Raw genomic sequence first — 19245 nt, 5'->3', positions numbered from 1 at the left:
TGTGACAAGACAAATTTCCTGGAATGTGCTGTATGTCATATTCGGCTCTCACTAGATACTCTATGACTCGGCTGGTTGCGCGGTTTTGACAAGAACTGTCAAAGGTTCAACCAACTGATATTTGACAGGCCTTGGCGATGGAGCCCGGGCCTCCCTCAGTGAAAGGTGCAACCACTCGTGAAATCACAAGGAAAGAGCTTCGTCAGAAGCGGGGGACTCCGGAAGGCCGCGGTGCTCGCCGTCGGTCTGCCGTTGCTGCTCTCGTCCATGGCGATGCCGGCCCAGGCCGCCCCCGCCCCGGAGGCGCCCGGAAATGTTGCAGGCGTGGCCAAGAAGAACCTTGACCCCGGTTCCTATAAGGACGGCCGCTACATGGTGGTCCTTGCCGAAAAACCTGCGGCAACGTACGACGGCGGCACGGCGGGCCTCGCGCCCACCAAACCCGAGGAAGGCAAGAAGCTCGACGCCGACAGCGCCGAGGTGAAGGAATACCAGGAACACCTGCAGCAGAAGCAGCAGGAAGTTGCCCGGCAGGAAAACGTCACGATCAAGCGCGAGTTCACCACGGCCGTCAACGGCTTCAGCGCCAACCTCACGGCGGACCAGGCAGTCAACCTTGCCAAGGACCCCAAAGTCCTGATGGTCGCCCCGGACACCCAGTACGCGCCGGACTACTCCACCACCGATTTCCTGAAGCTCAGTGGCCCCAACGGTACGTGGGCAACCCAGTACGGTGGCCAGGAGAACGCCGGCAAGGGCACCGTTGTTGGCGTCATCGACACCGGCTACACACCCTCAAACCCGTACTTCGCCGGCGAGCCCGTAGGTCCGCTGGTGGGAAACCCCCAGGTGGGCGTTCCCTACCGCACCGCTGACGGCAAGATCGCCATGCTTAAGGCCGACGGCGATACTTTCGTGGGTGAATGCCAGCCGGGTACCGCTACGGGCGCAGACTACGACGGCAGCGCCTGCAACTCCAAGGTCCTCAGCACCCACTACTTCGCAGATGCCTTCCTCGAAACAGTTCCCCCGGAAAACCGTGCACCAGAAGAAGTCATTTCACCCGTGGACGTGGACAGCCACGGAACCCACACCGCCAGCACGGCAGCAGGCAACGGCAATGTTGACGCCGTGGTGGACGGCCGGAGCTTCGGAACCACCAGTGGCATCGCGCCAGCCGCCAAGCTCTCCATCTACAAGGTCTGCTGGGAAGACACTGATCCTGCCACGGGTGGTTGCTACGGCTCCGCTTCGGTGGACGCGATCGAGCAGGCCATCCTGGACGGCGTGGACGTGCTGAACTACTCCATCTCCGGTTCCACCACTTCCACCACCGACCCCGTGTCGCTGGCGTTCCTGTCCGCAGCCTCCGCAGGTATCTTCGTGGCCACCTCGGCCGGCAACTCCGGGCCGACGGCCAGCACCGTCAACCACGGAGCCCCCTGGTTGACCACCGTGGCTGCCACATCGTTCTCCCAGGAACTTCAGGGCACCGTTGAATTCTCCGATGGCAGCAAATTCCGCGGAGCGAGCATCATGAACCGGGAGGTTCGCGGGGCCGGCGTCGTGCTGTCCACCAATGCCGCAAGCGGTTCAGGTAACGCAGCGCTGTGCGCTCCCGGGTCCCTGGACCCGGCCAAGGTTGCCGGCAAGGTGGTTGTCTGTGACCGTGGCGTGGTTGACCGCACTGCCAAGAGCGCCGAGGTCCTGCGTGGCGGTGGTGTGGGCATGATCCTGGTGAATCTCACTGATTCCTCCTTGGACACCGATAAGCACGTCATCCCCACAGTTCACGTGAACCCGCCTGCAACGCAGACCATCAAGGACAAGGTCACGGCCAACCCGGCCATCACCGTGTCCCTGATCAACCGCGACACCACTGGACTGCCCGCAGAAGCGCAGCCGCAGATCGCCGGATTCTCCTCCCGTGGACCGCTGCTGGCAACTGACTCTGACCTGTTGAAGCCGGATGTTTCCGCTCCCGGCGTGGCCATCCTCGCCGGTGTTTCTCCGATCGGAACCGGAGGGGATAACTTCGGCTTCCTGTCCGGAACCTCCATGGCTTCACCGCACGTGGCCGGCTTCGGCGCACTGATCCTGGGCAAGAACCCGCAGTGGTCCCCGGCCACCGTGAAGTCCGCCATGATGACCACCGCAGGTCCGGTCAAGCTGGCAAACGGCGCCGTCAACAAGGACGTCTTCGCTACTGGTGCCGGACAGGTTGACCCCGCAAAGGTCCTCAACCCGGGCCTGGTGTACGACGCCACCACTGAGGACTACCTCAAGTTCATCCAGGGCACCGGAATGGACCTGGGCATGGAAGGGCTCGGCACCACGGCCGCGCGCGACATGAACGTTCCTTCGTTCGCACTCGGCAACCTGGCCGGCAAGATCGAGGTCACACGTACCCTCACGGCACTGACTCCGGGTACTTACCGGGCGTCCGTGGATGTTCCGGGTGTCAACGTCAAGGTGACGCCGTCAGTGCTGACCTTCGGTGCTCCCGGCGAGAAGAAGACCTTCAAGGTCCAGTTCGAAAACAAGAACGCTGAACTGGGCAAGTTCGCCATGGGCTCGCTGAATTGGCAGGGTGCCAACAAGACCGTCACCTCGCCCATCGCAGTCCGGCCGCAGTCCGTCATCGCGGACAAGGCCCTGGCGTTCACGGGCACCGGTCCCAACGGCTCAGGCACCATCAACATCACCTCCGGCACCAACCTGCCGGTGGGTGTGACCATTGATGGCTTGTCCAAGGCTGATTCCTCGGCCATCGAGCTGGTTCCCGGCCCGTTTGCCGGCGAAACCAACGCATCCAACTTCGTGAAGAAGGTGACCGTTGGTGCGGGCAGCGCGTTGGCCAAGTTCTCGGTGATCTCCTCCAACGAGGCCGCGGACTTCGACATGCTGGTCCTGACGCCGTCCGGTCAGCAGTTGCCGGCCGCAACGGCATCCGCCAGCGAAACCCTGTCCGTTCCCAACCCGGCGCCCGGCGATTACTATGTCTTCGCCAACCTCTACGCCAGCCCCAACAACCAGCCCACCAAGGCAACCGTTGATGCTGCAGTGCTGGGAGCCAACCAGGGCAACGCCACCGTGACGCCGAATCCGATCCGACTCGCCAACGGCAAGACGGGCCAGATTTCGCTGAACTGGAAGAACCTGGAGCCCGGCTCCTACATTGGCCGCCTGACCTTCGCCGGAACCAGCGAGCCCAGCTTCGTCACCGTTCTGATCAACCCGGGCGGAACCGTAGTGGTCCCGGACGAGGAAGACCCCAAGAAGGACAAGAAGGACAAGAAACCGCGGGGCAAGATCCGCGCTGACGAGCCGACACAGAGCAATAACGCCGGCTAAAAATCTGCGGGACACGCAAATGGGCTGAGGACACCCGAATTCGGGAGTCCCCAGCCCATTTGCGTGTCGTGCGCCGGAAGGCGCGTCCTACACCGCCCCCGTTGCGCCTCCGGTATTGCCCAGCAACGCCGCCAAGGCCTTCCAGCGGGCGATCTCGCAACCATCCGTCCTGCTGAAATGGCTGTGGACTTTGCGGCCGCGGAACCATCCTCTTACTTCGGCCACCTGCGGGCCGCCGTACTGTTGAGTGCAGATCCGGTCCGGTCGCGGCTCGGGAAAGAAGATTTCCTCCCCGAACTGCTCGACGGCGGCCAGCGCCGCTGTCGCGTCCGGCAGGTTTGAATCAACGGACTCGGGGTCGGGGGAGAGGACACCCCCGGCGGACCGGAGGTGGAACTCCCGGCTGTCAGCGCCAGGTGCCTCTGTCAGCGTGACAGTGAGGTCGACGTCGTATTCGCTGTTGCTTGGGGAAACCATGGTGACCTTTCGCTGGTGGCGTCGGGTGCTCAGGCGGCCGCGCCGCTCAGCTCGTCCAAGAGCGGGGCTACAGCCTGGAGCACGCGGGCCCGCAGCTCCTGGGATTCGGCTGCGAAAGCCCGCTGGTATTCAACGTACTCGGCCTTGCCCTGCGGTGTCTCGATCCTGATGGGTGGGTAGCCCCATTCCTCAAGATCGTAGGGAGAGGCCTGCATGTCCATGGCCCGGATCCGCCACGACAACTCAAAGCAGTCCATCACCAGCTCGCTGGGGAGTGCCGGCGTGAGTTTGTAAGCCCACTTGTAGAGGTCCATGTTGGCGTGCAGGCAGCCGGGTTGCTCCATGGTGCGCTGGTTTTCGCGGGTCGGCGTGAGCTCATTCAGGGGCAGGGCGTCGGGGGTGTAGAAGCGGAAGGCATCGAAGTGGGAGCAGCGGATGCGGTTCTCTTCCACCACGGTGTCCGTGCCGTCGCCGCCGAGCCGGAGTTCCAGGTATTCGTGGCGCAGTTCGAACTTCGCCTGCCGGTACACCATGGCCCACTCGTGCAGTCCGAAGCAGCCGAACTGGGCCGGTCGCTTGGCCGTGCCGGACAAGATGATGCCCGCGAAGCGGATCGCTTCGGTGCGGTCGGCCAGGAAGCCGGCCCGGTCAAAGGTGACTGCAGATGTTCCCGCAGGCAGCCCGAGCGTGGCGAGTTCGCCGTCGTCGAGGGCCCGGTAGAACTTCCACGCGCTGCGCTCCAGAGCCCGCTCACCGCTGAGGACCACGGCATCACCTGGGTGCCAGCGCAGCAACTGCCCGGGCTTCTGGGTGTAGTAGGTGAAGAGGAAGTCCTCAACCGGGTGCTTCTTGCCGGCCGAGCGCCGGGCCAGGTAAGGGTCGGCGTAGCGTGCGACCCGGGCGTGATGGGCAGCCTCCAACCCAAGCCATTCTTCTTGGGGAAGGTGCCGCAGCCTAGAAACCGCCATCTGATCCGAGGACGCTCTTGGCGGCGTCCCACATGCCGATCTGGCAACCGTCGGTGCGGTTGAAGGCAGCCGCCACTTCCTTGCCATCCACGACGCCGGTCACCTTGGCGGTTGCGGGGCCGCCGTACTGCATGGTGCAGGCCCGGTCGGCCCGAGGGGGAGCGGGGCTGAGCATGGAGGGGTTGTTCTTGATCGCGGCGCAGGCTTCGGCAGCCGATGGATGGTTGCTCTCCGCAGCGGGCGTTCCCCCGGTGCAGACCAGGGTGAAGGTCTTGGGCGCCGCCTCCGGAGTCTCAAGGAGCGTGATGGATAGTTCAGCGTCGCCGCGTCCGGCCGTTGCCGACTGGCTGCCGCTCGCTGCCGGGGTACTGCTGGCGGAGGGGCTGCCGGGTGCCGTGCTGCTGCTTGAAGGGGCCGACGTCGGTGCCTGGGTTGCGCTGCTGGTGGAACCTGGGGCGGGGGCGCCGGAGCATGCGGCGAGGCTGGCGACAGCAAGTACTGCCAGTAATGTGCGGACACTTCGCATGCGCATCGGATCTCCTAGGTTGCCTCCATTTTACGTGGCTCTTGGCCAGTGCGCTGAGTGGCAGCAATCAAACCGGTCATGGCTTGGTGGAGTTCGGCTACTTCCTCGCGGCTGAGCTGCAGGCGGTCGCGGATTTCCCCGGGCACTGCCGTTGCCTGTGCGCGGAGGGCCGCCCCCTTGTCTGTAAGCGTGATGGCCAGTGCGCGCTCATTGCCTGGCACGCGCTCGCGGGTGATGAGCTGCGCTTCTTCCAGGCGCTTGAGCAGCGGCGAGAGGGTAGCGGGATCGTGGAGGAGGCTGTCGCTGATGTCCTTCAGTGTCCGCGGGCTGCGTTCCCACAGGGCCAGCATCACCAGGTATTGGGGGTGGGTGAGGCCGAGTTTTTCAAGGACGGGCTTGTAGACGCCTACAACGCTGCGCGAGGCTACGGTGAGGGCAAAGCACAGTTGGCGTTCCAGCAGGAGGTCATCGGTTTCCTGGCTGGTATCGCTGATGGTCGTCATGGCTTCCTCCTGCTTGCTGCATTGACGAGGCTACACCGAACCAATTAGTTAGTGCACTAATGATTAGCGTACTATGAACACATAGAGTCGTCGAGCAATGAGGAGTCGATCCGCGTGGCAAAGGAATCCTTCACCCGGAAATTCATGCGCGCAACCGGAAAGTTTCGCGTCATTTTTGGCCCGGCGCACAGCAGCTCCCTGGATCACGAAATGACCGAAGCCAACCGGAAGCTGCTGGCCCAGCGCCAAGCCGAGACGCAGCAGTGGGAAACCCTCCACCGGCCGGATGGCAGCACCTACGTGGTTCCCCGCAACCCGGACGACAAGTCCCTGCGCTAAACCCCGTTTGCCTCCCGCCGAGTTGCCACTTCATGACAATGCCCGGCGCCCGGATTGTCCTTAACTGCCGGCCCGGCGTTCGTCCGATCCAGAGCCTTTTCGTGCCCGCAGGCGTAAAATTGCCTCACTGAAGGGCGCGCGCTTTTTCTTTCTCCAGCACGGGAGGAGGTGGAAGAACATGGGACGCAGATTGGAAGGCTTCCAGCATGTGACCGATCGGCTGCAGTCCGTTTTTGGGCCCGCAACACACGGTGACACGGATGCCCCGGTTGTGCATAAGCATGACGATTTTGAGACCGCTTCCGAGGAAGACCTGAAGAATTTCGATGTTGAAACCGATTCCGAAGGCCATCACTACGCTGTCCGGAACAACGACCCCGGCGCGACATCAACTGACTACTCCGTCTGACGGGGTTACCAAGCCGAAGGGCCGGACCGCGAACTCCGGCCCTTCCTCATCGATTGGCAAGTGTGCCACCTTGACCATGTTCGGACCGGCGTGCCACTGTTGAGCAGCTAGTCAGCATGCTTATTATGTAATTGCATAGTACGTGCTGGCGTACAAAGGGGGCCGTCAATGAGTTTCCACGAAGATGCAGCAGGTGTTCCGGGTGGTACGGCGCGCCCGGACCGGGTCGGTTCCGGGCACCAGGAACGCGTGACCCCGCCGCCCGCACCAGGCCACGCCCGGCCCACCCGCACAGCAGCGCTGTGGGTAGCGGTGGCTGTCGGCTTGGTGGTCCTGGTGATGTTGATTGTGTTCTTTGTCCAGAACCAGGACATGATCACCGTCCGGTTCTTTGGACTGGAGGGGACGCTCGCCTTGGGTACCACGCTCTTCATTGCCGCCGTGGGTGGCGGGGTGCTGGTTGCCCTCGCCGGGGGAGCGCGCATCCTTCAACTCAGGATGGGCAACCACCGGCGCAAGAAGGCCGTGGGCGGTCCGGGAACGGCACCTTAGGCCTTAATTGCGGAAGGACCGGAGCGCATGCTCCGGTCCTTCCGCAATTTAATCCCGACGGCGGCACTCCCTGACGACGTTCAGTCCGCCGGGGTGTTGGGTCGTCTTAGCCTTCGCAGTCAGTGCAGTAGGCAACGCCATCTTTTTCGCGGGCAATCTGCGAGCGGTGGCGTACCAGGAAACAAGAGTTGCACGTGAACTCATCGTTTGCCTGCGGGATGACCTGGATGACCAGTTCCTCGGCGACGATTTCGCCACCGGGGCCATTGGCGTCAAGGCCATCGGTTTCGTCCAGTTCCAGCACGACGCTCTTGGCCGTGGGGGCGCTGGCAGATTGAAGAGCCTGGAGCGACTGCTCCTGGTTCTCTTTTACATCGGTACGGAGTTCGTCGTAATCGGCTGCCACTTTTTAATGCCTCTTCGTGTTAGGGGGTTACCGGGTATGCAACGTACAGCATGCCATGAAAATTCCATACCATACCCCAGTTCTACTGCTTGTGGCGAAAACCACGTGCGTGGCGGTCAAAAAAGGCCGCCACGCACGGAGATACTACTCCTGTATTACCGGAGTTCGATGTTTTGGTGGCCGGGAAGATCAAGGTTCTCCGGTGGAAGCCCTCGGATTCAATCGTTGCGTTGGTACCCAGCACGGATTCTACGTCGCGTAGAATGACTGCATCGTAAGGAGGGCCAGCCGTGGGTGGCCCTCCGAAAAAGGGGGAGGGACATGACGGCACGCAAGGCCCGCTTCGCGCGCGGCTGGGCTGGCGCTGTTGTTGCCACCTTCCTCGCCGCCGCATCACACGTCATCTCGGGCGGCAGCGCGCCAGCGGCGCCCCTCCTGATCCTGTCCCTGGCGCTTTCCGGTCTGGTGTGTATGGCCCTTGCCGGAAAAGTGCTGTCGCTGTGGCGACTCGCCACAGCAGTGGTTGCCAGCCAGAGCGTGTTCCACAGCCTCTACAGCCTGGACCCCGGTTCACACGACGACGGCATGGCAGCGGCCGCAGGGCATGCCGGCCACGCCGGGCACATTCTCGCATCAATGCCGGATCCCGGAGCCCTGGATCACACCTCTCCGGCGATGCTCCTGGGGCACGCGCTCGCAGCCATCGCCACGATTGCCGTCCTGCGCTACGGCGAGGTCACAGCGGTACGTTTGCTGACTGCCCTTGGCCTCAGGCTGGTTCCTTTCCTCAGGGCCATCCAACCCTTGGCCGTGGAACCGGAAGCCAAAGTCATCCCCGCGGACTGGGCGGTCCGCCCGCTGCGCAATCTTGGGGTCCCGCTGCTGGCCATGCGCCACCGCGGACCGCCGCCGCTTCCTGTCGTGTCCCAGGCGCACCGCGCCTTCATCACCTCATAAGCCCCGCCAGCCCGGCTTCGGGCGGCGATCCCTTTCACGGACTGCCGGACTCTGCCGCAGGCCGCGGGGCGGGAAGCAGCCATGGCAAGAGAATCCTTGCGTATATCTTCATGGCGAAACCCAGGACTCAGCGGAGCAATCCCACTTGCCGTCGTCGTGCTGTGCCTTGCCTTCGGGCTGGTCGCTGCACCGCCGGCGTCCGCGCATGACCAACTGGTTTCGTCCACCCCTTCAACCGGCGAGCGGCTGTCCGCGCCGCCGTCGGGCATTGAACTGAAATTCAGTGCACCATTACTGACCATCGGCCACGAAGTACGCGTCGTCGATGCCGCATCAAACAACTGGGTCCAAGGAGAATCCGTCCTGGACCGGGGGACCCTGACCCAGCCCCTCGCCGCTGACCTGCCCACCGGGGAATACCAAGTCAGGTGGCGCGTGGTTTCCAGCGACGGTCACCCCATCAACGGCAGCTACACCTTCCTTGTGGGGGCGGATGCGACGGCCGGTGCCATCGCGGCCCCCGGCAACGCCGCCCCCGACGCTCCTGCCGGGTCGGCCGAGCCCAAGGAGGCGACGGCCGCTGTACGGATCCCGGAGTGGCTGATTGCCGCTGCCCTTGGGGCCGTTGCGGGCCTGGCTTTGTACCTGGGTTGGGGAGTCTTCAAACGCCGGCGTCGGTCCGGCACTCGTGGCGAGTAACCAAGACGCCTGTCATCTTTCCTGCGTCGCGGCCGGAAGGCCTGCCGCAGGACACCAATCCGAAACAGAGAGCATCACCGTGAAGAAGAAAATCATTGTTCCCGTCCTGTCCCTTGTCGCAGCCGCATCCCTGGCTCTCACCGCTTGTGGACAGAACGACAGCCAGGCGCCCGGCGCCTCCGGTTCCGCAACCCAAGCCACCTCCCAAAGCCAGTCCGCCGGGCCATTGACCGTCTCCGATACCTGGGTAAAGGTTGCGGAGACCGGCATGTCGGCCGCGTTCGGAACGATTCGCAACACCGGCGACAACGACGTGACGATCATCAGCGCGTCAGCACCCGTCGCCACCATGGTGGAACTGCACGAAACTGTCATGGGAGCCGATGGCACCATGAAAATGCAGGCCAAACAGGGTGGTTTCGTGATTCCTGCCAAGGGCGAACTCAAGCTCGAGCCCGGCGCGAACCACATCATGCTCATGGGCCTGACCAAACCGGTCCAGGCCGGTGACCAGGTCACCTTTGAGCTGAAAACGTCCGACGGCGGTACGGTCACCTTCACTGCCCAGGGGAAGGACTTCTCAGGCGCCAACGAGAACTACGCCCCGGGCGGGGACGGTGCGTCAGCATCGCCTGCCCCGACCAAATAGTGGTTGACGCAGTGGGGACCCCCGCACCGGGCGGCAATACACCACCTCCGGGATCGGGTCTCCGGCGGCGGCACCTTCTCTTCGGAGGTGCCGCCGCCGGCGTCGGGGCGTTGGCTGCGGCGGGCGCGCAACTGGCCGGGACCGCAGCTCCGCAAATGCAAGTGGCTTCGGAGGATGGCGCCAACGGCACAAGGACCGTGCCGTTTTATGCCGACAGGCAGGCGGGCGTTGGAACTGCCGCGCAGGCCCATGGAGTTTTTGTCGCTCTCGATCTGAAAACAGGGACCACACCCGAACGGCTCAAGTCACTGCTGAAGCTGTTGAGCGACGACGCAGCCAACCTGACCCAGGGAAAGCCTGCGCTGGCCGACACCGAGGGCGAACTGGCGGTTCGTCCGGCCCGGCTGACCGTCACTTTCGGATTCGGCCCGGGTCTCTTCCGGGTCCTGGGCCCGGAGCGGGTCCAGGCAGGGCCGTCGGTCCTTCCGGCATTTTCCATCGACAAGTTGGTGCCGGAGCTCAGTGGTGGCGACCTGTTGCTGCAGATCTGCGCCGACGATCCACTGACGGTTGCCCACGCGCAGCGCATGCTGCTCAAGGACAGCCGCAGCTTCACCACTGTCCGTTGGGTGCAATCAGGATTCCGCCGGGCCTACGGAACGGAACAGTCCGGCACCACCATGAGGAATCTTTTCGGGCAGGTGGATGGGACATCCAACCCAGCCCCGGGCAGTGCGGAGTTCGAGCGGGTTGTCTACGGGGATGACGGCATGCCGGCGTGGACACCGAACGGGACATCCCTGGTGATTCGCAGGATCAGCATGAACCTGGACAAGTGGGACGAGCTGGATAAATCCGGGCGGGAAGAAGCCGTGGGCCGCCGGCTGGCCAACGGTGCTCCGTTGACGGGAAAGTCCGAACACGACGAGCCGGACTTCGCCGCCGTCACGCCGGTCGGGTTTCCCGTGATTGCCGATTTCTCCCACCTGCGCAGGGCCCGGCCGGAGGACTCATCCCAGCGGATCTTCCGGCGGGCGTTCAACTACGATTCCGTGCCGGGCCCTGGGGGTGTCTCCGATTCCGGGCTGATCTTCGCTTCGTATCAGGCCGACGTCCAGAGGCAGTTCGTTCCCATCCAGCGCCGGCTTGACGAGCTGGACCTGCTCAATCTGTGGACCACTCCGGTGGGATCGGCCGTGTTCGCGATTCCGCCGGGATGCGCTCCCGGGGGATTCGTAGGCGACGGGCTCTTTGCCTGATACGAAAGCTCTTCGCCTGAGACGAATGAAGGACCGGAGCGCGCGCTCCGGTCCTTCATTCTGACAATGCAGCAGCCCTAGCGGCCGGTGCCGCCGTAAACGGTAGCCTCAGCGTCGCCGTCGAGCTCGAACGCGTTGTGGATGGCGCGCACGGCATCATCCAGGGCGTCGGCACTGGTGACAACGGAGATGCGGATTTCCGAGGTGGAGATCATGTCGATGTTGATACCGGCGTCGGAGAGTGCCTTGAAGAAGGTGGCCGAAACGCCGGGGTGGGAACGCATGCCCGCACCGATCAGGGAGAGCTTGCCAACGTGCTCGTTGTACTCGATGCTCTCGAAGCCGATCTGGCCCTCAGCCGCGCGCAGGGCTGCCAGTGCGTCGGCGCCCTCGACGATTGGCAGGGTGAACGAAATATCCGTACGGCCCGTGCCGTGCGTGGACACGTTCTGGACAATCATGTCGATGTTCGAGTGGGCGTCGGCGATCACCTGGAAGATCGCAGCAGCCTTGCCGGGGATGTCCGGGACGCCAACAACAGTGACCTTCGCTTCGGACCGGTCGTGTGCAACGCCGGAGATGATTGGCTGCTCCAAGGCAACTCCCTCTTGAATCGTGAACTTTTCGTCGGCGCCCGGGATGACCCAAGTACCTTCGTTCTGGCTGAATGAAGAACGGACGTGCAGCGGCACACCAAAGCGGCGGGCATACTCCACGCAACGCAGGTGGAGAATCTTGGCGCCGGAGGCGGCCAGTTCCAGCATTTCCTCGCTGGAAATCCGGTCGATCTTCTGGGCCGAAGTCACCACGCGGGGATCGGCTGTGTAGATGCCGTCAACGTCCGTGTAAATTTCGCAGACATCGGCGTCAAGGGCTGCAGCCAGGGCGACCGCCGTGGTGTCCGAACCGCCGCGCCCCAATGTGGTGATCTCGTTGGTGCTGCGGCTCATGCCCTGGAAGCCCGCGACGATCGCGATGTGTCCCTTGTCCAGGGCAGTGCGGATGCGGTGGGGGTCGACGGCGATAATGCGCGCCTTGCCGTGGATGCCATCGGTAATCATGCCGGCCTGGGAACCCGTGAAGGACTGCGCTGAGGCTCCGAACTTGTTAATGGCCATGGCAAGGAGGGCCATGGAAATTCGCTCGCCGGCCGACAACAGCATGTCCATTTCGCGGGCAGGCGCGGAGTCCGTCACTTGGCCTGCAAGGTCCAGGAGCTCATCGGTGGTATCGCCCATGGCGGAGACGACAACGACGACCTCGTTGCCGGCCTTCTGCGCATCCACGACGCGCTGTGCGACCCGCTTGATGCCATCAGCATCGGCAACCGAGGAGCCGCCGAACTTTTGAACGATCAGCTGCTTGGTAATGGCAGCCTCGTTGGAGAGCTCTTCGATCTTCACTTCGGTAGTGGGCATAGTCATGCGCGCACCCTCACTGCATCAATAGGGTTCGAACGCGGCATGCTCCAATTCGGGCACGCCTGCGTAGCTTATTTGCCCAGTTTATCGCCGCCTGCAGGGCTGGTAGGAATTGTGACCACATGGCGGCCACACAATCTGCGGCCCGGGAGAGCTCACCACCCGGCAGTATCGGGGCCGCCCTTGAAGGGGCCCACGATCTTCCGCGTGATCCAGCCCCCGTAGAAGTTGCCGTCCTGAGGGGTTACCTGCTCGCCGTCCACCTCACAGGACTCCATCCGGCCAGGATAAAGAGCCACGCGGGTACGCAGTGCTTCGAAACCCCGGGTTGGTTCCGGGTACGTCCACCCGGCCCGTGACGCAACAACCCCGCCTGCTGCGACGTCGAAATATCCGGCCATTCCCTTGTACTCGCAGAAGGTGCCGCCGTCCACTGGGATGAGCACGCCGGGTACAAAGGCGGCGAACGGCAGGTAGTAAACGGGCGGATGACTGGTTTCCAGGACCCGCACAGAATCCACGGTGTCGGCAATGACGCGGCCACCGAGCCGCACCACTATCCTCTCCGAACGGGCCTCGACCCGAGGTGGCCGCGGATAGTCCCACACTGATTCCTGTCCGGGGCCAGGCTTGATCCGCTGCGGACGCTTGGAACGGGGGAAACCGGGAAGGGAAACCATCCTTCCATGGTCCCACCTTCTCCCCGGAATGGATGTTGGTGCCGGGCTGCCGGGCGTACCATCCACAGCATGAGGAGTGCGTGGGGCAATGGCCGGCGTCCCTGACCATCCGGCCCGTGATGCCGGGTGGAATGAGCCCGAGTATGAGGTCATCGGGGGTGGGTTGGTCGATGACCAGCCACGTGCCGGGCAGCCCGGCCCTGGTTCCGAGCCACCACGTGGCGCGGTAGTCAAGGACGCGGCCGGGGACGCTTGGCGGGACGCCCGGAAGTCCTTCTCATCGTGGCTGTTCTGGCTCTCGTGCTGTTCAGGCGTAGCTTTCGCCGGGGGAACGGCTGCTGGACTGGTTGCCTGGGTGCTGCGGAATGGTTGGATCGAGAACGCGATGCCGGAGGCCACCTTCGTAGTCATGGCAGCTTTCCTGGGGCTCCCGGCTGCCATGCTCGGCATTGTCTGGGGATACCGGCACATTCATGAAAGCCTCCTGGTGATGCTTCTGGCAGGGAGCCTACGGGGATTGGCCCTTTCTTTGCTGGCGTTGCCGGTCCTGCTCGTGGTGGGCATCAGCAGCGGCGGGCCGCTCGCATTGGCCGTTGCCGCCGTCGTCGTGGTTGTCCTCGAAGTGGCCCTGTTCGGGCTCATGGGGGCCGGCTCGCGGGCTTGCTTCGCAACGACCGTCCCCGGCGTCGCCCTGGCCACCGTGCTGGCGGCCTTTTTCTGCGCAGGAAATGTTGCCCTCACCGTTCTCCTGCTGCCCGGCACCACGGACCTGGCCACCGCTTCAGTTCCCGTGAACGTGGAGCGCGACGACGCCGGGGGGATTACAGCCTATGAGTGTGTTGGCAGCCTGCACCAGGTGGAAGTGGCGCATACGGAAAGGGTGGCGTGGTTGGCGGCATCGCATCCGGCCCTGCTGCTCGCCAGCTTCGGAGGGGAGTTTGTCCCGCCGGATAACAATGTTGCCTGGGTTTTGTCCGGGCTCCAGTTCGCGGCCGATGGGCCTTCCAGGGAGGTCCCTTGTCTCGGCGGGGTCTCCAGCGACGGGCTGACGCCACCCGTGCCTGTGGCGCTGAGCGGTTTTGCAGTTCAGGCCGCCGTCGCTGCCCTGGTTGCCGTCGGCGGGCGGAGGTTGGGGCTCCGGAGGTTGCGCGCCTGACGGCGTCGTCGTTCCTTAGAGCAGCGCGTTCCGCCGGCCCTCGAAGGCACGTCCCAGCGTGACCTCATCGGCATACTCCAGGTCTCCGCCGACGGGCAGCCCGGAAGCCAGCCGCGTCACCGTGATCCCGATCGACTTGAGCATACGGGCCAGATAGGTAGCCGTGGCCTCACCTTCCAGGTTGGGGTCTGTGGCGATGATGATTTCCTGGATGGCGCCGTCGTTGAGCCGCGTCAGGAGCTCACGGATGCGCAGCTGTTCGGGGCCGATGCCGGCAATGGGGTTGATGGCGCCGCCCAGCACGTGGTACCTGCCGCGGAAGGACCGGGTACGCTCCACAGCCAGCACATCCTTGGACTCTTCAACCACACAGATCACCGAAGGATCCCGGCGGGGATCACGGCAGATGTTGCATGTTTCCTGCTCGGTGACGTTGAAGCAGACAGAGCAGAACTTCACGCGTTCCTTGACCGTGGTGATCGCCGTGACCAGGCGCTTCATGTCCTCGGGGTCGGCCTCCAGGATGTGGAACGCCAGGCGCTGCGCTGACTTGGGGCCCACGCCGGGTAGCCGGCCGAGCTCATCAATCAGCTCCTGAACTGCACCTTCGTACACAATGTCCTCGTTTGTTTGAAATCAATGCCGGGATCAGCGGGTTTGCAGGGGAGAACCGTCCAAGGCGCGCTCTTCGATCAGCTTTCCGCCCAGAATACGCTCCACCGCGGCCCGCCCAAAGACCCTCGACTCCTCGATGGTTTCGTCCTCGGGACTTGGAATATCCTCTGGCACGGCGGCCGGCGCTGCCTGCGTCCGAACAGGTGCCTGCACCCGTCCCGCCTGGGCTTCGGGGCTGTTTGTCAGCCGCTGGTACAGGCTCTGGCGTCCGTTCGGATTGCCCGACGGCGCGTCGTCCTCGAGCGTGGCCACGGAACCGTGCGCTTCCTCAGGTTGCGTCGCCAAGGACGGCCATGTGGGGATGCTGCCGGCGGCCGGCGCTCCGGACACGGGCGCGCTGGACGCCTGCGTTCCCGGCCAGCTCGACGCCGGTGCCACGTCCCAGCTGGAGCTCGGGTTCTCTTCGGCATTGGTTGGGTGACCGTACGACGCGGTGGGGGCCACCGTCTCCGGGACCTGCGCCGCCGCCGGCTCGTAGTCCGGGGTGTCCGTTGCGGGTACGACGACTTCTTCAACTGCCTGCGGTTGTTTACCGACGTTGGATTCCGTGCCGACAACCCATGTGCCCGGAGCCTGTTCCACCGCGCGGGACCACGGGTCATCCGAGGGGGATTGCGCCGTGGTGGCTTGAGGTGCTGCGGTGCCTGGTGATGCGGGCGCTGGCGCAGTTGGAGGTGCAGTTGTCGGGGTGGCAGGCGCCGGGGTGGCAGGGGAGGCCGCGGCCGCTTGTGGGTTGCTTCGGCGTTCTTCCTGGCGGCCGTAGGGTGGCTCCCAGTCAGCCGGAGGCTCTTCCTCGAGCGGCGGGGCGTCCTCGTCCAACGGCGGACCCCAGTCGTCGTCAGGGTAGGAGTATTCGCCCGCGGAGGAAGGAACGGCCTCGACCCTGGCTGGTGCTGGTGCTGGTGCTGGTGCAGGTGCAGGTGCAGGTGCAGCGTGAGCGGGGGCCGGTGTCTGGGCGGGTGCCTGGACCGGCGCCGCAGTGGTAGGAACTGATGTTGCTGAGGGGGCGGGTGTAGCAAAGGGCTGGGGCTTCTCCGCCGGAGCCACGTCAGCTGCATGGGATGGTCCCGAGGACGCAGCTATGCCCGAGGCGGGAGTTGCCAATGGAGCCGTGGCCGCGGCAGGGCTGGCTGGAGCGAGGCCCCACGCCGAGTCGACCGACGACACCGGAGCCGGTACCGACGTCGACGCGGCCGGGGACTCCATGGCCGCAGCGGGTCCGCCTGCCGGTACCGGGGCACCCGTTGGCGTCGAGGCAGCCGGGGTCTCCCGGCTAGTAGGCGCTTTTGGGTTTGGCTCAGAGCTCGCTGAACTGTTGCCGCCAGCCACTGCGACGATCTGGCAGTCGATGCCGATGGTCTTGTGGATTGCCTGGCGTAGGTTCTCGGAATGGTCTGCGCGTCCAAAGGCACCAGCAAGGCCGCCGGTAGTGAAGGCCAAGGTCAGCACCTGGCCGTCGAATTGGGCAACTTGTGCGTTGGGCTCAACAAGGGCCCATGTGCTGCGCTTGATCTTGGTCAGTGTTTGAAGCACATCCGGCCAGGCGCGGCGAAGGGCCTCGACGTCCCCTGTGCCTCCGGCAGCCGGAACTGAAGCAGCAGTAGGCTGCGGCGCTGACGCAGGTGCCTGGGGTGCGGCCTGGGATGGCTGTACCTGCGGCGCTGCCTGTGACGGTGCAGCCTGAGGTGGCGCGGCCGGGGGCGCTGCCTGTGACGGTGCAGCCTTGGATGGCTGGGCCTGCGGTGCGGCGGCTGCGGGCGCTTGGACGGGCTCTGGATGCTGGGTTCGTGCCGGGCCGGGAGCAGCCGGGGCTGTAGGAGCCTGGGCCGCGCGGGCCGGGGCCGGACGTTCCTCCACGGGCCAATCGTTGGTGGACACCCGGGGCGCAGAGATGGCATCCCGCGGAGCACCTCCCGCCGACGGTTCAGGAACAACAGGTACTGAAGCAGCAGGGACCTGCTCCACTGCTGCGGGTTCGGCCGACGGTGCAGCTGAAGCCGCAGGAACCGGCGTCGACTGCGCAACGGGCGCGGCCACCGGCGAAGCAGCCGCGGCTGCAGGTGTGCCTGCAGCAACAGCCGGAGCGCCGTCGTCGCCCGCGTAGTTAAGGCGACGTTCCACCCGGTCGATGCGCGCGGCGATACCACGCTCGGTTTGTTCAGCGCTGGGGAGCAAAATCCGGGCACACAGGAGCTCAAGGTGGAGCCGGGGCGAGGTTGCACCCGTCATCTCTGTAAGGGCTGTGTTGGTGACGTCCGCGGCGCGGGACAACTCGGCTGCGCCAAGGTTGGTTGCCTGGTTGCGCATGCGGGCAATCTGGTCGGCGGGCATTCCGCGGAGGATGGCTTGGGCGCTTTCGGGCATCGCCTGGACGATGATGAGGTCGCGGAAGCGCTCCAGCAGGTCCTCGACGAAGCGCCGGGGATCATGCCCGGTCTGGATAACACGGTCCACGGCGCGGAAAACGGTGGCGGCATCGGCTGCGGCAACGGCATCAACGATGTCGTCCAGCAAGGAAGCGTGCGTGTAGCCGAGCAGGGCAACCGCGAGCTCGTAGTCCAGGCCATTCGGTCCGGCGCCGGCCATCAGCTGGTCCAGGACGGACAAGGTGTCGCGAACGGAACCTCCGCCTGCGCGGATCACGAGCGACAGCACGCCGGGTGCAACCGGAACGTTCTCCTGCTGGCAGAGCAGCTCAAGGTAGTGCATGAGCGGCTCGGGCGGCACCAAACGGAAGGGGTAGTGGTGCGTGCGGGAGCGGATGGTGCCGATGACTTTGTCCGGCTCCGTGGTGGCAAAGATGAACTTGATGTGTTCCGGCGGCTCTTCCACTATCTTCAGCAGCGCATTGAAGCCGGCAGACGTGACCATGTGGGCCTCGTCAATGATGAAAATCTTGTAGCGGTCCCGGACCGGGGCGAAGGTTGCGCGCTCGCGGAGATCGCGGGCATCGTCCACGCCACCGTGGCTGGCGGCGTCGATCTCGATGACATCCAGCGAGCCGGAGCCACCGCGGGCAAGTTCGATGCAACTGGGGCACTTGCCACACGGAGTGTCAGTGGGGCCTTCGGCGCAGTTCAAGCAGCGCGCGAGGATGCGGGCGGAAGTGGTCTTGCCGCAGCCGCGCGGACCTGAGAAGAGGTAGGCGTGGTTCACGCGGTTCTTCCGGAGCGCCGTCATCAGTGGCTCTGTGACGTGTTCCTGCCCGATAACGTCCGCGAAAGAGTCCGGGCGATACCTTCGATACAGGGCAGTTGTAACAGTCACAAGTGAAACCTACCTATAGAGACTGACATTTAAATAAGTGACCCCTCATGCACCCGCCAGAGCCCATCTACCCTTGCTACCTTCCGGTCCTGGGGGAGTTCAACAGGATGACGCCACATGAGGGGCCGTCGATAAGCTTACCCGAACTTGGTTCGGGGTTCGAATCGGTACGGACGGCTGTGGATAACGCTCGACGGCGGGTGGTTGGGTCACCGCCAACCGTTCACCGGCCACGTCATGAAAGCCGGTTCCTCGTAAGGGTGCGCTGCCCGCAAAGCCAGCACCACGACGTCGAGCATTGCTTCCTCAACCACGCATTCAACGCGGATTTCGGGGACCTGCTCCTCAATTCCGACCTCTCCCACGAAGGGCTGGGCGCCGGGCTGGGGAGTGAACCGGCCTGTGCCCGGGGATGTGTAGAAACAGTGGGAGTAGTCGCCGATCCGTCCCGCACCGGCGTCGCCGATGGCCAGCAGGACCTCTTCGATATGTGTCTCGGGCACGTAGACCACCAAGGCGTGAAGCTGCGTCATGGGGACATCTTGTCAGCAAATTAGGCTACAAACCGGTCTCAACCATTGCAAAAGACGGGGTGGCGGCGGACCATGGGAATGTACACCGATTGGGGCAATCTCAAGGTTGTGAGCTGCGGGGCCTGGGGGCGAGGGGCCGGACCCGGTAGCTCAACGGTTGTGCCGCAAGAATGGGCGCGTTGGGGGCGTCCATTTTTCCGTTAACGGGTGCGCTTCCCAGGCTGGCCTTTGGCGGTGATTCAACCCGATTACACGATGCCGAAATTCTCAGGTACAGTAGTATCTGCTTTCGAATCGGAAGCAAGGAGAATTCGCCTAGCGGCCTATGGCGCACGCCTGGAACGCGTGTTGGGTTAACGCCCTCGGGGGTTCAAATCCCCCATTCTCCGCGTTTGGCCCCGGTCCCCAGGACCGG

At 64.3% G+C, this 19245-nt stretch carries 19 protein-coding genes, 1 tRNA gene and 1 other RNA gene; 10 read left to right on the top strand and 11 right to left on the bottom strand.

Features of this window, described 5'->3' with window-relative positions; genetic code table 11:
• Positions 1 to 177: 177 nt before the first annotated feature.
• Positions 178 to 3354: a S8 family serine peptidase gene (locus IEY62_RS15560; protein ID WP_456152521.1), complete on the top strand. Its 3177-nt coding sequence runs from the start codon at positions 178 to 180 to the stop codon at positions 3352 to 3354.
• 87 nt (positions 3355 to 3441) lie between these two features.
• Here IEY62_RS15560 and IEY62_RS15555 read toward each other — a convergent pair whose 3' ends face one another.
• Genes IEY62_RS15555 through IEY62_RS15540 form a run of 4 tightly spaced genes read right to left on the bottom strand, consistent with a single transcriptional unit; the run spans position 3442 to position 5828 of the window.
• Entirely contained in the window at positions 3442 to 3831 is a 390-nt protein-coding gene (locus IEY62_RS15555) for a serine protease inhibitor (protein WP_189019430.1), read from the bottom strand.
• Between the two features lie 29 nt (positions 3832 to 3860).
• Positions 3861 to 4799 carry a 3-methyladenine DNA glycosylase gene (locus tag IEY62_RS15550; RefSeq protein ID WP_189019428.1) on the bottom strand — a complete coding sequence of 313 codons (939 nt, stop codon included), beginning with the start codon at positions 4797 to 4799 and terminating at the stop codon, positions 3861 to 3863.
• Positions 4786 to 5331 carry an SSI family serine proteinase inhibitor gene (locus IEY62_RS15545; RefSeq protein ID WP_189019426.1) on the bottom strand — a complete coding sequence of 182 codons (546 nt, stop codon included), beginning with the start codon at positions 5329 to 5331 and terminating at the stop codon, positions 4786 to 4788. The genes IEY62_RS15550 and IEY62_RS15545 overlap by 14 nt, the downstream gene beginning before the upstream one ends.
• An 8-nt stretch (positions 5332 to 5339) precedes the next feature.
• On the bottom strand, positions 5340 to 5828 hold the full coding sequence (locus tag IEY62_RS15540) for a MarR family winged helix-turn-helix transcriptional regulator (protein ID WP_189019424.1): 489 nt from the start codon (positions 5826 to 5828) through the stop codon (positions 5340 to 5342).
• Positions 5829 to 5942: 114 nt separating this feature from the next.
• Here IEY62_RS15540 and IEY62_RS15535 point away from each other — a divergent pair, with 114 nt between their 5' ends.
• From IEY62_RS15535 to IEY62_RS15525, 3 genes are all read left to right on the top strand, one after another.
• Entirely contained in the window at positions 5943 to 6167 is a 225-nt protein-coding gene (locus IEY62_RS15535) for a hypothetical protein (RefSeq protein WP_189019422.1), read from the top strand.
• A gap of 178 nt (positions 6168 to 6345) precedes the next feature.
• Positions 6346 to 6576: a hypothetical protein gene (locus tag IEY62_RS15530; protein ID WP_189019420.1), complete on the top strand. Its 231-nt coding sequence runs from the start codon at positions 6346 to 6348 to the stop codon at positions 6574 to 6576.
• A gap of 168 nt (positions 6577 to 6744) precedes the next feature.
• The gene (locus IEY62_RS15525) at positions 6745 to 7128 is read left to right on the top strand and encodes a LapA family protein (RefSeq protein WP_189019418.1); all 384 of its coding nucleotides are present in this window, start codon (positions 6745 to 6747) and stop codon (positions 7126 to 7128) included.
• Positions 7129 to 7234: 106 nt separating this feature from the next.
• Here IEY62_RS15525 and IEY62_RS15520 read toward each other — a convergent pair whose 3' ends face one another.
• Entirely contained in the window at positions 7235 to 7534 is a 300-nt protein-coding gene (locus IEY62_RS15520; RefSeq protein ID WP_018778105.1) for a DUF4193 domain-containing protein, read from the bottom strand.
• A 321-nt stretch (positions 7535 to 7855) separates the two neighbouring features.
• Between IEY62_RS15520 and IEY62_RS15515 the strand changes: the two genes are divergently transcribed.
• From IEY62_RS15515 to IEY62_RS15500, 4 genes are all read left to right on the top strand, one after another.
• On the top strand, positions 7856 to 8491 hold the full coding sequence (locus IEY62_RS15515; RefSeq protein WP_189019416.1) for a hypothetical protein: 636 nt from the start codon (positions 7856 to 7858) through the stop codon (positions 8489 to 8491).
• Positions 8492 to 8587: 96 nt separating this feature from the next.
• Positions 8588 to 9190 carry a copper resistance CopC family protein gene (locus IEY62_RS15510; RefSeq protein WP_189019414.1) on the top strand — a complete coding sequence of 201 codons (603 nt, stop codon included), beginning with the start codon at positions 8588 to 8590 and terminating at the stop codon, positions 9188 to 9190.
• A gap of 79 nt (positions 9191 to 9269) precedes the next feature.
• A complete protein-coding gene (locus tag IEY62_RS15505; protein ID WP_229785354.1) occupies positions 9270 to 9839 on the top strand; it encodes a copper chaperone PCu(A)C in 570 nt (189 codons plus the stop codon).
• Positions 9840 to 9850: 11 nt separating this feature from the next.
• Positions 9851 to 11098, top strand: coding sequence for a Dyp-type peroxidase (locus IEY62_RS15500; RefSeq protein ID WP_189019412.1), 1248 nt, complete (start codon positions 9851 to 9853; stop codon positions 11096 to 11098).
• A gap of 77 nt (positions 11099 to 11175) precedes the next feature.
• On the opposite strand, the gene IEY62_RS15495 is transcribed toward IEY62_RS15500, so the two are convergent.
• Positions 11176 to 12522, bottom strand: a complete 1347-nt coding sequence (locus IEY62_RS15495; protein ID WP_189019410.1) for an aspartate kinase — start codon at positions 12520 to 12522, stop codon at positions 11176 to 11178.
• Positions 12523 to 12674: 152 nt separating this feature from the next.
• Positions 12675 to 13199, bottom strand: coding sequence for a DUF427 domain-containing protein (locus IEY62_RS15490; protein WP_189019408.1), 525 nt, complete (start codon positions 13197 to 13199; stop codon positions 12675 to 12677).
• Positions 13200 to 13287: 88 nt separating this feature from the next.
• Here IEY62_RS15490 and IEY62_RS15485 point away from each other — a divergent pair, with 88 nt between their 5' ends.
• Positions 13288 to 14355 carry a hypothetical protein gene (locus tag IEY62_RS15485; protein ID WP_189019406.1) on the top strand — a complete coding sequence of 356 codons (1068 nt, stop codon included), beginning with the start codon at positions 13288 to 13290 and terminating at the stop codon, positions 14353 to 14355.
• A gap of 15 nt (positions 14356 to 14370) precedes the next feature.
• On the opposite strand, the gene recR is transcribed toward IEY62_RS15485, so the two are convergent.
• The 4 genes from recR to IEY62_RS15465 form a co-directional block, all read right to left on the bottom strand.
• Positions 14371 to 14970, bottom strand: a complete 600-nt coding sequence (gene recR / locus IEY62_RS15480; protein ID WP_018778094.1) for a recombination mediator RecR — start codon at positions 14968 to 14970, stop codon at positions 14371 to 14373.
• A gap of 33 nt (positions 14971 to 15003) precedes the next feature.
• Positions 15004 to 18297 carry a DNA polymerase III subunit gamma and tau gene (locus IEY62_RS15475; protein WP_189019404.1) on the bottom strand — a complete coding sequence of 1098 codons (3294 nt, stop codon included), beginning with the start codon at positions 18295 to 18297 and terminating at the stop codon, positions 15004 to 15006.
• 33 nt (positions 18298 to 18330) lie between these two features.
• Positions 18331 to 18427, bottom strand: an RNA gene (ffs, locus tag IEY62_RS15470) — signal recognition particle sRNA small type.
• 79 nt (positions 18428 to 18506) lie between these two features.
• A complete protein-coding gene (locus IEY62_RS15465; protein ID WP_189019402.1) occupies positions 18507 to 18830 on the bottom strand; it encodes a hypothetical protein in 324 nt (107 codons plus the stop codon).
• A 304-nt stretch (positions 18831 to 19134) separates the two neighbouring features.
• Here IEY62_RS15465 and IEY62_RS15460 point away from each other — a divergent pair.
• Positions 19135 to 19219: transfer RNA gene (locus IEY62_RS15460), tRNA-Ser, on the top strand.
• The last annotated feature ends 26 nt before the right edge of the window (positions 19220 to 19245 follow it).

This window comes from Paenarthrobacter histidinolovorans, from assembly GCF_014647595.1.
Lineage (GTDB): Bacteria > Actinomycetota > Actinomycetes > Actinomycetales > Micrococcaceae > Arthrobacter > Arthrobacter histidinolovorans.
This window is presented reverse-complemented; position numbering and strand designations above follow the sequence as displayed.